Here is an 11,317-nt window from a genome sequence, read left to right on the forward strand (position 1 = left end):
CGATCGGTCTTTATGTCAACTCTGCGTACCTTTTTCATCATGGCCCTGCTGGGCTTGAGTCTTTCCATCAGCAATCTGCAAGCCGCCGAACCGCCCTCCAGCGAAGCCGTGCAGGCGAGCCTGGACAAGATCGCCGACCGCAAATTGCCGGAAGCCGATCAAAAAGCCCTGCAAGCGGTCCTGCAGAGCACGCTCACCCAACTCAACAACATGAGCGATTACGAGCAGAAGCTGATTGATCTCAAGCAGCAGCTGACCACTGCGCCAAAGCAGAACATCGAAAACCAGCGCGAACTGACCCGTCTCAAGGCCACCAAAGTGGTACCGGTGGCGCAACGCTATACCAAAGAGACCATTCAGCAGCTTGAGCAATTGCTGACCGAGCGCTCCACCCAGCAAAGCGATCTGCAGAAAGCCCTGGCCGAAGCGAACAGCCTGATCATCACCGCGCAGACTCGCCCCGAGCGCGCCCAGGCCGAAATATCTGCCAGCCAGACACGCATCCAGCAGATCAACAACATCCTCAAGCTCGGCAAGGACAGCGGCAAGACCTTGACCGCCGAGCAACGCGATCAGCTCAACGCCGAACTCGCGGCGCTGAACGCCTTGATCCCGCTGCGTCGCCAGGAACTGGCCGGCAACAGCCTGTTGCAGGATTTGGGCAACAGCCAGCATGACTTGCTCTCGGAGAAATCCGATCGCCTGGATCAGGAGATCCAGGATCTGCAAACCCTGATCAACCAGAAGCGCCTCGCCCAGTCGCAAGAAACGGTCACCCAGCAATCCATCGAAGCGCAGAAGGCCGGCGGCAGCAGCCTGCTGGCCACCGAAAGCGCGGCCAACCTGAAGCTCTCCGACTACCTGCTCAAAAGCACCGACCGTCTCAACGAAGTCACCCAACAGAACCTGCAGACCAAACAGCAACTGGACAGCGTGACTCAAAGCGATTCGGCCCTGGACGAACAGATCAACGTGCTCAAGGGCAGCCTGCTGCTCTCCAAGATTCTCTACAAACAGAAACAGGCCCTGCCGCGCCTCAAGCTCGACCGCGACCTGGCGGATCAGATCGCCGACATTCGCCTGTATCAGTTCGAAGTCAGCCAGCAGCGGGAATTGCTCAGCAACCCGACAACCTATGTCGACAACTTGCTGGCGACTCAACAGCCAGAGCAAGTCACCCCGCAACTGCGCAAGAGCCTGCTGGAACTGGCCACCACCCGCGCGGACCTGCTGGAGCGTTTGAATCGCGAATTGAGCGCGGTGCTCAACGAATCCATCACGCTGCAACTCAACCAGAAGCAACTGCTCAGCACCGCGCAAAGTCTGCGCGCAACCCTCGACGAGCAAATGTTCTGGATTCCCAGCAACAAGCCGCTGGATCTTGAGTGGATACGCGCCGTGCCGGAACGCCTGGAACGTCAGGTCACTACCCTGCCATGGGCCTCGAGCCTGAGCGAACTGACCGATGGCCTGACCCAGCGGCCGCTGCTGTTCCTGCCGCTGGCTTTTCTGATCGGGGCGCTGCTGTGGCGCCGCAAAAATCTCTATGCCCGCCTGAATAAAGTTCACCTGGACATCGGCCATTTCAAGCGCGACAGCCAGTGGCACACACCGCAGGCGATTCTGATTAACATCCTGCTGGCGATGCCGGTATCCCTGGGGTTGGGCTTGTGCGGCCTGGCTTTGCAGATCGACGCCCGCGGGCAGAACGCCAATATGGGCGCGGCGCTGCTGCAGATGGCCCAGGCCTGGCTGGTGTTCTACACCGCCTACCGCATCCTCGCGCCGGGCGGCGTCGCCGAATTGCATTTCCGCTGGGAAAAACCTCAGGTCGAATTCCTTCAGGGCTGGATACGCCGACTCGGCCTGGTAGTGATGGCCCTGGTGGCGGTGGTGGCGGTCGCAGAGTTGCAACCAGCGATACTGGCCGATGACGTGCTCGGCATGCCGGTGGTGCTGACCTGCTACGCCTTGATGGCCTGGCTACTCAGCCGCCTGCTGGTTAGCAGCCCGACTCACCAGAACGCTTCACTGTTCCGCAAGGCCGTGGGTGTTCTGTTCACAGCCCTGCCAATCGCGTTGTTCGTCGCCGTGTGCTTTGGCTACTACTACACCGCGCTGAAACTCAGCGACCGGTTGATCAACACGCTGTACTTGCTGATGTTCTGGCTGGTGATCGAAGCAACCTTCGTGCGCGGCCTCAGCGTTGCGGCACGGCGCCTGGCCTATCAGCGCGCCCTGGCCAAACGTCAGGCAGCGAAAGAGGCTGGTGACGGCGAAGCGGTGATCGAAGAGCCGACCCTGGACATCGAGAAGGTCAACGAACAGTCCCTTCGACTGATCCGCCTGGCCCTGCTCGGTGGTTTCATCGCTGCGCTGTATTGGGTCTGGTCGGACCTGATCTCGGTGTTCTCGTACCTGGACAACATCACCCTTTACGAATACACCAGCGGCACCGGTGCCAACATGAGCATGGTGCCGATCAGCATCGGCGACATGCTCGGCGCGCTGATCATCATCGGTATCACCTTTGCACTGGCGCGCAACTTGCCGGGCTTGCTGGAAGTGTTTGTGCTGTCGAAGCTGAACCTGGCCCAAGGCAGTTCCTACGCCACGACCACGCTGCTGTCCTATGTGATCGCCGGCATCGGTTTCGTCTCGACCCTGTCCACGCTCGGCGTGAGTTGGGACAAGTTGCAATGGCTGGTGGCGGCGCTGTCGGTCGGTCTCGGTTTCGGGATGCAGGAGATTTTCGCCAACTTCATCTCCGGCATCATGATCCTGTTCGAACGCCCGGTGCGGATCGGTGACACCATCACCATCGGCAACCTGTCGGGCACGGTGAGCAAGATCCGCATCCGCGCCACGACCATCACTGACTTCGACCGCAAGGACATCATCGTCCCGAACAAGACGTTCATCACCGGGCAACTGATCAACTGGTCCCTGACCGACACCATCACCCGGGTGACCCTCAAGCTCGGTGTCGACTACGGCTCGGACCTGGACCTGGTGAAAGAGCTGCTGCTCAAGGCTGCCCGGGACAACCCGCGCGTACTGAAGGACCCGGAGCCTCACGTGTACTTCCTGAACTTCGGCGAAAGCACTCTCGACCACGAGTTGCGCATGCATGTGCGCGACCTCGGCGACCGTAACCCGGTGCTCGACGAGGTCAACCGCTTCATCAATCGCGAGTTCAAGAAACAGCACATCAACATCTCGTTCCGGCAGATGGAGGTCTACCTCAAGAACCTTCACGGCCAGGAATACAAAATGGTGCCGATCGAGCCGGAAGCCAAAACCATCGTGCCGCTGGCCGACGGCAAACCGCACCGCGAGCCGCCACCTGTCGAACTCGACTAACCGCTCTATCCCTAGCAGAATGCTCGGACATTCTGCTGGAGATGGCCGTTGAAAGCCCTCGACGAACTGACCTTCGACAATCGCTTCGCCCGTTTGGGCGACGCGTTCTCAACCCATGTGCTGCCCGAGCCCATCGCCGCGCCACGCTTGGTGGTCGCCAGCCCCGCCGCCATGGCGCTGCTGGACCTGGATCCGGCCGAGGCCGAGACGCCGGTATTCGCCGAACTGTTCGGCGGCCACAAGCTCTGGGCCGAAGCCGAGCCGCGAGCGATGGTCTATTCCGGGCATCAGTTCGGCTCCTACAACCCGCAGTTGGGCGACGGTCGTGGCCTGTTACTGGGCGAGGTCTATAACAACGCCGGCGAGCATTGGGACCTGCACCTCAAGGGCGCCGGTCAGACGCCTTACTCGCGCATGGGCGATGGACGGGCGGTGCTGCGTTCGTCGATCCGCGAGTTTCTTGCCTCCGAAGCCCTGCATGCGCTGAGTATTCCCACCACTCGCGCACTGTGCGTAATCGGCTCCGACACGCCGGTCTGGCGCGAGAAACAGGAACGCGCGGCCATGGTCCTGCGCCTGTCGCCGAGCCATGTACGCTTCGGGCATTTCGAATTTTTCTACTACACCAAGCGCCCCGAGCAACAGAAAGAGCTCGGCGAGCACGTGTTGGCCATGCACTTCCCGCTCTGCCTGGAACAGCCGGAACCGTACCTGGCGATGTTCCGCGAAATCGTCGAGCGCAACGCCGAGCTGATCGCCAAATGGCAGGCCTATGGGTTCTGCCACGGCGTGATGAACACCGACAACATGTCGATCCTGGGCATCACCTTCGACTTCGGCCCGTTTGCCTTCCTCGACGACTTCGACGCCCACTTCATCTGCAACCACTCCGATGACCAGGGCCGCTACTCCTTCAGCAATCAGGTGCCGATCGGCCAGTGGAACCTCAGCGCCCTCGCCCAGGCCCTGACGCCGTTCATCAGCGTCGAAGCCCTGCGCGAAACCCTCGGCCTGTACCTGCCGCTGTTCCAGGCCCACTACCTGGACCTGATGCGTCGCCGCCTCGGTCTAACCACTGCCGAAGACGACGACCAGAAACTGCTGGAACACCTGCTGCAACTGATGCAGAACAGCGGCGTCGACTACAGCCTGTTCTTCCGCCGCCTCGGCGACGAATCACCGGAGCAGGCCCTCGCCCGCTTGCGCGATGACTTCGTCGACATCAAGGGCTTTGATGCATGGGGCGAGCTCTACATCGCCCGGGTTGCCCGTGAAGGTGAGGTGGACCAGGAACAGCGCCGCACGCGCATGCATGCGGTCAATCCGCTGTACATCCTGCGCAATTATCTGGCACAGAAAGCCATCGATGCGGCGGAAAGTGGCGACTACTCAGAAGTTCGTCGTTTGCACGCGGTATTGAGCAATCCGTTCGAGGAGCAACCGGGAATGGAGAGCTACGCCGAGCGGCCACCGGAGTGGGGCAAGCATCTGGAGATCAGTTGTTCGTCGTGAGACTTAACAACACTGAGTATTCAGACTGGTACTGGCCGGCGCTCATGGTCATAGGCTTCGATATGGTCGCCTATGATCTCCACCAGGTTTTCCAACGGATGTAATTCTTCTCCGCCCATCATTGCTAGCAATTCATACCGCGACTCAGCCAACAGGTTGTATTCAGCTTCCGATTCAGGTCGTTTTAATAGCCAGGCTACAAATGGCCAGTGTTCGACGGCTCGCTTAACGATATCGCTCATTATTGCTCCCTATTAGTGGTGCTTCGGTCTTGCTGCGTGAAAATAGGGCTCAAGACTAAGAGTTGAACCGCTCTCAGCCAATCAGTCAGGGACACCAGCACTCGTAGGGTGTATCTCAAACCAAGGAAGGTTATTGCCTACAAACTTCTGCCTTGATAAACATCATTTCCGACTCCAGATCAGTGCCATAGATTGCCTACTCATCCGGAACCCAATCATGCCTGACCCACTCCTCATCCCCTGCCCCCACTGCAACGGCTTGAATCGCATCCCTGCCGAGCGCCTCGACGACCATCCAAAATGCGGTCGCTGCAAGACCGAAGTGCTGCTCAACAAGCCGTTCGAATTGAAGCAAGGCGATTACGCCAGTCAGATCAAGGGCGACCTGCCGTTGCTGGTGGATGTGTGGGCGGACTGGTGCGGGCCGTGCAAGTCGTTTGCGCCGGTGTTCGAGCAGGCGGCGGGGCAATTGGCGGGCAAGTGTCGGCTGGCCAAGCTGGACAGCGAGGCAAATCAGCAATTGTCGGCGCAGTTGGGGATTCGCTCGATCCCGAGCCTGATTCTGTTCAAGAACGGCCGGGAAGTGGCTCGCCAGAGCGGGGCGTTCCCGTTACCGCAATTGATGAGCTGGCTGCGTAGTCAGGGGATTTGAAACTACACGCGGACAAATGTGGGAGCGGGCTTGCTCGCGAAAGCGGTCTATCCATCAGCGATGATGTTGACTGTTATGACCCCTTCGCGAGCAAGCCCGCTCCCACATGGTTTCTGTGCCAACAACAGCGATTCAGGCATTTTCCAGCAGGTTGTGCAGGTCGACGAACTGCTGGGTCAGTTTGTGCCGCGGGTCGAGGTGGATCAGTGGCGTGTTGGCCTGGTGGGATTCGCGCATGCGTACTGAACTGGCCAGGTACACCGGCAACACCGGTAGCCCTTCGGCGATCAGTTCGTCGAGGATTTGCTGGGGCAAACTGGCACGGGCCTGGAACTGGTTGACGACGATGCCTTCGACTTCCAACCCTTCGTTGTGGTCCTCCTTCAATTCTTCGATTTCCGCCAACAGGCCATACAGCGCCTGACGCGAGAAACTGTCGCAATCGAAGGGAATCAGCACACGATCAGCGGCGATCAAGGCCGAGACGGCATAGAAATTCAGTGCTGGCGGCGTATCGAGGTAAATTCGGTCGTAATCGCCGTCCAGTTCCTCGAGCAATTTTCGCAGCTTGTTGATCTTGTGCTTGGCCTCAAGCTTGGGCTGCAAGTCCGCCAGCTCGGCGGTGGCGGTGACGACGTGAAGGTTGTCGAAGGGGGTTTCGTAAATATCGACCTGGTTTTTCTTCGAGAACGGCCCGGAGGACAGAGTCTGCTTGAAGAAGTCAGCGATCCCCATCGGGATATCATCACCGGTGAGTCCCGTCAGGTATTGAGTGGAGTTGGCCTGAGCATCGAGATCCACCAACAGTGTGCGATAGCCTTCGCTGGCGCTGACCGCCGCCAGATTACAGGCAATGCTTGACTTGCCCACGCCACCTTTCTGATTGAACACCACGCGCCGCATGTCAAAACCTCCGTGTATCAAAGAATGACCGAGTGTAGTAGTCCACGGCGCTGCTTAGCTACCTCACTGGCATCGGGACTACGAAGTCATTGGTAAATATCCGGCAGAAAAAGCCGCCAACTCGTCCATCGACAGCCGATGGAGCCGACAGACATGTCCGCTGCAACGTGGATAATGGCCAAACGACAGCTTTTTTCGCGAACCAGTCGGTACATTTCGTTGCGCAAAATGTAACCAACATTTGCTACACGCCCGCCGCACCGGGATAATGCGCGCCACTCGGCGTTAAGCGCCACGTAAGGTCGGCCGCGCTTTTTTGCGACTCACCGCGTCAAGGAAGCCCGCAGGGGCGGGATGAATGTCTGTGATCAACTTCAACATCGCCCAATGGCGCGCGTGGGCCCCTGGGCTTGAAAGCGTGGATGATTGGCGGGCCTGGAGCCGACAACCGGTCGTGCTCGAGCGTAGCGATGCCGCCCCCGATGTGTCATTTCTGCCTGCCATGCAGCGTCGGCGACTCAGCCGTCTGGCGCGGATGGCATTCAACGTTGGCTGGCCGTTGGCTGATGGTCGCCAGGATTTACCGTTGGTCTTTATTTCCCGCCACGGCGAAACCCCGCGCACTTTCGAAATTCTCAGCGATCTGGCGACTGACCAACCGCTGTCGCCCACTCAGTTCAGCCTGTCGGTACACAACGCGGTCATTGGCCTGTGGTCGATCATGCGCGGCGAAACCAGCGAAATGACCGCCCTCGCCGCGGCTGGCGATGGCCTTGAACACGGCATGCTAGAGGCGGCGGCATTGCTTGATGAAGGAGCGCCTGCGGTACTGCTGATAGTGACGGAAGAGCAACCGCCCGCGGCCTACTCGGCCTGGATCGACGACGTGCCATTCCCTTATGCGGTTGGCCTGCTGATTACGCCCGGCAATCAGTGGCAGCTGTCGCTGAACAGCACCTCGCAAGCGTTGTCCAAACCCCACTGGCCCCATGCCCTGAATCTGTTACGCACCCTGCTCGGCCAGCAGACCACCTGCCAACATGCCTGGAAAAATCGTGTATGGACCTGGCAACGCAACCCGTAACCGATAAAAACCGCGACGCCTATTACTGGCGCCTGCTGGCCACTGCCGCTAGCTTCACCCTGTTCGGGTTGGGCGGGCTTTGCCTGCGACTGGTAGTGTTCCCGCTGTTGAGCTGCCTGCCGGGAGACGCCCAGGCCCATCGTCAGCGGGCACGGCAGACCGTCAGCCGGTGTTTCTGGTTTTTCATTCGTTTCATGGCTCGCAGTGGCGTGCTGACCTATGACATTCAAGGGGCGGAAAAGCTCGGGCGGCCAGGCCAGATGATCGTTGCCAATCACCCCTCACTCATCGATGTGGTGTTTTTGATCGGCCTGGTGGGTCATGCCAACTGCGTGGTCAAGAAAAGCCTCTGGGAAAACCCGTTCACCCGCGGTCCGTTACGCCGCACCGATTACATCAGCAACGACGGCAGCATGGACATGCTCGATGCCGCTGCCGACGCACTGAAAAGCGGTCAGACCCTGATCATCTTTCCAGAGGGAACCCGCACCCAACCCGGTAAACCGCCGGCCTTTCATCGGGGGGCTGCGGCAATCGCCCTGCGCGGTGCGAGAATCCTCACCCCGGTGATCATCAAGGTCAGCCCGACCACATTGACCAAGGCCGAACCCTGGTATCGCATTCCCAAACGCCGCGTGCACTTCAGTTTTCGCGTCGGGGCCGATATAGACCCACAGGCCTTCGCTACGCAAGGGCCTGCGCCTCAGGCCTCGCGCAAGCTCAATGATTATTTGCACCATTACTTTATTAAGGAGCTCGCCGAAGATGAGCGATCTGCACCGTGAGATAAAAGAACTGATCATCGAAGCACTGGGCCTCGAAGACATCAGCGTCGACGACATCGGCGACGACCAGACGCTGTTCGGCGAAGGCCTGGGCCTGGACTCGGTAGACGCCCTGGAACTCGGCCTGGCAATCCAGAAAAAGTACGGCATCAAAATCGATGCCGACGCCAAGGACACCCGTAATCACTTCACCAACGTGGCGAGCCTTGCGGCGTTCGTCACTGCAAAACAGGCAGCTTGAGACCGGACCATGCAAACTCGTGACGATATTTTCAATACCCTGCGCGATGCTCTGGTCGAACTCTTCGAGCTGGAGCCCGAGCGCATCAGTCTGGGGTCCAACCTGTATCAGGATCTGGAAATCGACAGCATCGATGCAGTCGACCTGATCGATCACATCAAACGCCAGACCGGCAAGAAAATCGCCGCCGAAGAATTCAAATCGGTGCGTACCGTCAGCGACGTGGTCGAGGCGGTCTACCGTCTGGTTCAACCGGCCGCATGAGCCGATTGATCGGCCTGGGCCTGCTGCTGGCAGGCCTGTTGTACCCCTTTGCGGTGTATTTCGGCATGGAGCATTTTGCCCCGTGGCAGTTCGGTTTGCTGCTGGGTAGCCTGTGGCTGGCGCGGGCGCTGACTGGCGAACGGCGACCTGGAAGCCTGTGGATGGCCATGGTCGCCATCGCGTTCTGCCTGCTGCTGGCGTTGTTCGACAGCCCGGTGCTGCTGCGCTGGTACCCGGTGCTGATCAGCGCATTCATGCTGGTGCTGTTCGGGCTGAGCCTGAAATATGGCCCGCCGATGGCCGAGCGCCTAGCCCGTCTGCGAGAACCGGAATTACCGGCCAGGGCCATTCGCTACACCCGCCAGGTGACGATTGCCTGGAGCGTGTTTTTTCTCTGCAACGGCTTGTGCGCCGCCGCCCTGACCCTTTGGGCGCCGCTGAGTTGGTGGATGTTGTACACCGGCCTGATCTCCTATGGATTGATCGGCCTGATGTTTGCCATTGAATGGCTGATACGACAACGGGTAAGAGGCCGCCCATGAATTGGATAACACTTGAGCAACTGTTGCTCAAGGCTCAGCCGGACCGTGCCGTGACGGCCGAACCGGCGTTGAATCACGCGCAATTGTGCGAGCAGGCCCTGAGCCTGGCTGCCGGCCTGCAAGCGCAAGGCGTGCAGCGCATCGCCGTGCACCTTGAGGACGCTGCCGACCTGGCCATTGCCCTGCTCGGCGCCTGGCGTGCCGGGGTCAGCGTGCTGCTGCCCGCCGACCTGCAAGCGCAGACGCGCCAGCGCTGGTCGACCGAGGTCGATCTGTGGCTGACCGATCACGCCGAGGATGCGCACCTGAGCGATTATCAGCATCCACCGCTGCCGGCCAGCCTGCTGGATCTGGATCGCTGTCAGCTAAGCCTGTGCACCTCCGGTTCCAGTGGTGAACCCAAGCGCATCGACAAAACCCTGCGCCAACTGGCCAATGAAGTCCAAGCGCTGGAGCACCTGTGGGGCGCAGATATGGGCGAGGCCTGCATCATTGGCAGCGTCGCCACCCAGCACATCTACGGGTTGCTGTTTCGGGTGCTGTGGCCGTTGTGCGCCGGACGCTCGTTCGTGCGCAAACAATTGGCCTTCCCGGAAGACTTGCAGCGCGCCAGCCGCGAACACCCGGCCTTCGCCTGGGTCGCCAGCCCGGCGCTGCTCAAGCGCATGGGCGATAACCTCGACTGGCCAGCGCTGAGGGCGGTGCGCCGAGTGTTTTCCTCCGGTGGCGCGCTGCCCGCCGAAGCGGCGCAAAGCCTGCATGAGCGCCTGCAACAATGGCCGACAGAAATTTTCGGCAGTTCGGAAACCGGCGGCATCGCCTGGCGCCAGGGCCAAAATCTCTGGCAGCCCTTCGCTGATGTTGCACTGAGCCAGGACAGCGATGGCGCCCTGCTTATCGCTTCACCGTACTTGCCGGCCGGCCACATCGAACACACCGCCGATGCTGCGCGCATCGCCGCCGACGGCCGTTTCGAGCTGTTGGGACGGCTGGACCGAATCGTCAAACTGGAAGAAAAACGTATCTCGCTACCGATGCTCGAACAAGCGCTGACGGCTCACGACTGGGTCGCCGAAGCGCGCCTCGGCGTGGTTCAGGAAAACCGCGCCTCATTAGGGGCGCTGTTGGTGCTCAGCGAGCAAGGTTTGTATGCCCTGCGCAATCTGGGACGACGCAGCCTCACTCAAGCATTGCGTCAGCATCTGAGTCAGCATTGTGAAACGCTGGCCCTGCCACGCCGCTGGCGCTTGTTGCGGCAACTGCCGTTGAACGCGCAAGGCAAACTGCCCCAGGCCGAGGTCGAAGCCCTGCTGCTGGCGCCCCGCCCAAAGGCGCCGCAAGTGCTGGAGCAGCTCGAAGCCGATGGCGAGTGGAGCCTGCAACTGGCCGTCCCGCCAGACCTGGCGTATTTCAGCGGACACTTTCCCCGAGCGCCAGTATTGCCCGGCGTAGTGCAGGTGGATTGGGCATTGAACCTGGGCCAGCAATTGATGGACCTGCCGGCAAGATTCGCCGGTATGGAAGTGCTGAAATTTCAGCAACTGGTACGCCCCGGTGATGAAATCCAGTTGCACCTGCGCTTCGACTCGGCACGCAGTAAATTGTATTTCGCCTATCGCAATGAAACCGCTACCTGCTCCAGTGGGCGGATTTTGCTGGAGGCTGCCAGCGATGCATAACTCTGGTGAGTGCTGCGCACTCAATCGCGAGCAGGCTCGCTCCCACAATA

Annotated in this window: 11 protein-coding genes; 9 read left to right on the forward strand and 2 right to left on the reverse strand. The window is 60.0% G+C overall.

The window, feature by feature from the left end; translation table 11 throughout:
- The first annotated feature begins 12 nt into the window (after positions 1-12).
- Together mscK and selO are read left to right on the forward strand one after the other, a co-directional pair.
- Positions 13-3,363: a mechanosensitive channel MscK gene (mscK, locus tag PMI30_RS17195; protein ID WP_008009121.1), complete on the forward strand. Its 3,351-nt coding sequence runs from the start codon at positions 13-15 to the stop codon at positions 3,361-3,363.
- 48 nt (positions 3,364-3,411) lie between these two features.
- Positions 3,412-4,875: a protein adenylyltransferase SelO gene (gene selO / locus PMI30_RS17190; protein WP_008009122.1), complete on the forward strand. Its 1,464-nt coding sequence runs from the start codon at positions 3,412-3,414 to the stop codon at positions 4,873-4,875.
- A gap of 20 nt (positions 4,876-4,895) precedes the next feature.
- Here selO and PMI30_RS17185 read toward each other — a convergent pair whose 3' ends face one another.
- Entirely contained in the window at positions 4,896-5,117 is a 222-nt protein-coding gene (locus tag PMI30_RS17185) for a hypothetical protein (protein WP_008009123.1), read from the reverse strand.
- A gap of 217 nt (positions 5,118-5,334) precedes the next feature.
- On the opposite strand from PMI30_RS17185, the gene trxC reads away from it, so the two are divergent.
- Positions 5,335-5,769, forward strand: coding sequence for a thioredoxin TrxC (trxC, locus tag PMI30_RS17180; protein ID WP_008009125.1), 435 nt, complete (start codon positions 5,335-5,337; stop codon positions 5,767-5,769).
- 132 nt (positions 5,770-5,901) lie between these two features.
- On the opposite strand, the gene PMI30_RS17175 is transcribed toward trxC, so the two are convergent.
- Positions 5,902-6,672 (reverse strand): ParA family protein, encoded by a 771-nt coding sequence (locus PMI30_RS17175; protein WP_008009127.1) that lies wholly within the window; start codon positions 6,670-6,672, stop codon positions 5,902-5,904.
- Positions 6,673-7,030: 358 nt separating this feature from the next.
- Between PMI30_RS17175 and PMI30_RS17170 the strand changes: the two genes are divergently transcribed.
- The 6 genes from PMI30_RS17170 to PMI30_RS17145 are packed head-to-tail and all read left to right on the forward strand — an operon-like array spanning position 7,031 to position 11,267.
- Entirely contained in the window at positions 7,031-7,756 is a 726-nt protein-coding gene (locus PMI30_RS17170) for a beta-ketoacyl synthase chain length factor (protein WP_008009129.1), read from the forward strand.
- Positions 7,732-8,541: a lysophospholipid acyltransferase family protein gene (locus tag PMI30_RS17165; protein ID WP_008009131.1), complete on the forward strand. Its 810-nt coding sequence runs from the start codon at positions 7,732-7,734 to the stop codon at positions 8,539-8,541. The genes PMI30_RS17170 and PMI30_RS17165 overlap by 25 nt, the downstream gene beginning before the upstream one ends.
- A complete protein-coding gene (locus PMI30_RS17160) occupies positions 8,522-8,782 on the forward strand; it encodes a phosphopantetheine-binding protein (protein WP_008009133.1) in 261 nt (86 codons plus the stop codon). The genes PMI30_RS17165 and PMI30_RS17160 overlap by 20 nt, the downstream gene beginning before the upstream one ends.
- Positions 8,783-8,791: 9 nt before the next feature.
- The gene (locus tag PMI30_RS17155) at positions 8,792-9,046 is read left to right on the forward strand and encodes an acyl carrier protein (protein ID WP_007903178.1); all 255 of its coding nucleotides are present in this window, start codon (positions 8,792-8,794) and stop codon (positions 9,044-9,046) included.
- Positions 9,043-9,588: a hypothetical protein gene (locus PMI30_RS17150; RefSeq protein WP_008009136.1), complete on the forward strand. Its 546-nt coding sequence runs from the start codon at positions 9,043-9,045 to the stop codon at positions 9,586-9,588. Before PMI30_RS17155 ends, PMI30_RS17150 begins: the two co-directional genes overlap by 4 nt.
- The gene (locus tag PMI30_RS17145) at positions 9,585-11,267 is read left to right on the forward strand and encodes an acyl-CoA synthetase family protein (RefSeq protein ID WP_008009137.1); all 1,683 of its coding nucleotides are present in this window, start codon (positions 9,585-9,587) and stop codon (positions 11,265-11,267) included. The genes PMI30_RS17150 and PMI30_RS17145 overlap by 4 nt, the downstream gene beginning before the upstream one ends.
- Positions 11,268-11,317 lie beyond the last annotated feature (50 nt).

It is taken from the genome of Pseudomonas sp. GM50, from assembly GCF_000282375.1.
Classification (GTDB): Bacteria; Pseudomonadota; Gammaproteobacteria; order Pseudomonadales; family Pseudomonadaceae; genus Aquipseudomonas.

Coding starts and splice junctions, on each gene's coding strand:
- PMI30_RS17145 (WP_008009137.1), top strand. CDS start 9,585: ATGAATTGGATAACACTTGAGCAACTGTTGCTCAAGGCTCAGCCGGAC.
- PMI30_RS17175 (WP_008009127.1), bottom strand. CDS start 6,672: ATGCGGCGCGTGGTGTTCAATCAGAAAGGTGGCGTGGGCAAGTCAAGC.
- mscK (WP_008009121.1), top strand. CDS start 13: ATGTCAACTCTGCGTACCTTTTTCATCATGGCCCTGCTGGGCTTGAGT.
- PMI30_RS17165 (WP_008009131.1), top strand. CDS start 7,732: ATGGACCTGGCAACGCAACCCGTAACCGATAAAAACCGCGACGCCTAT.
- PMI30_RS17160 (WP_008009133.1), top strand. CDS start 8,522: ATGAGCGATCTGCACCGTGAGATAAAAGAACTGATCATCGAAGCACTG.
- PMI30_RS17155 (WP_007903178.1), top strand. CDS start 8,792: ATGCAAACTCGTGACGATATTTTCAATACCCTGCGCGATGCTCTGGTC.
- PMI30_RS17150 (WP_008009136.1), top strand. CDS start 9,043: ATGAGCCGATTGATCGGCCTGGGCCTGCTGCTGGCAGGCCTGTTGTAC.
- trxC (WP_008009125.1), top strand. CDS start 5,335: ATGCCTGACCCACTCCTCATCCCCTGCCCCCACTGCAACGGCTTGAAT.
- PMI30_RS17185 (WP_008009123.1), bottom strand. CDS start 5,117: ATGAGCGATATCGTTAAGCGAGCCGTCGAACACTGGCCATTTGTAGCC.
- PMI30_RS17170 (WP_008009129.1), top strand. CDS start 7,031: ATGTCTGTGATCAACTTCAACATCGCCCAATGGCGCGCGTGGGCCCCT.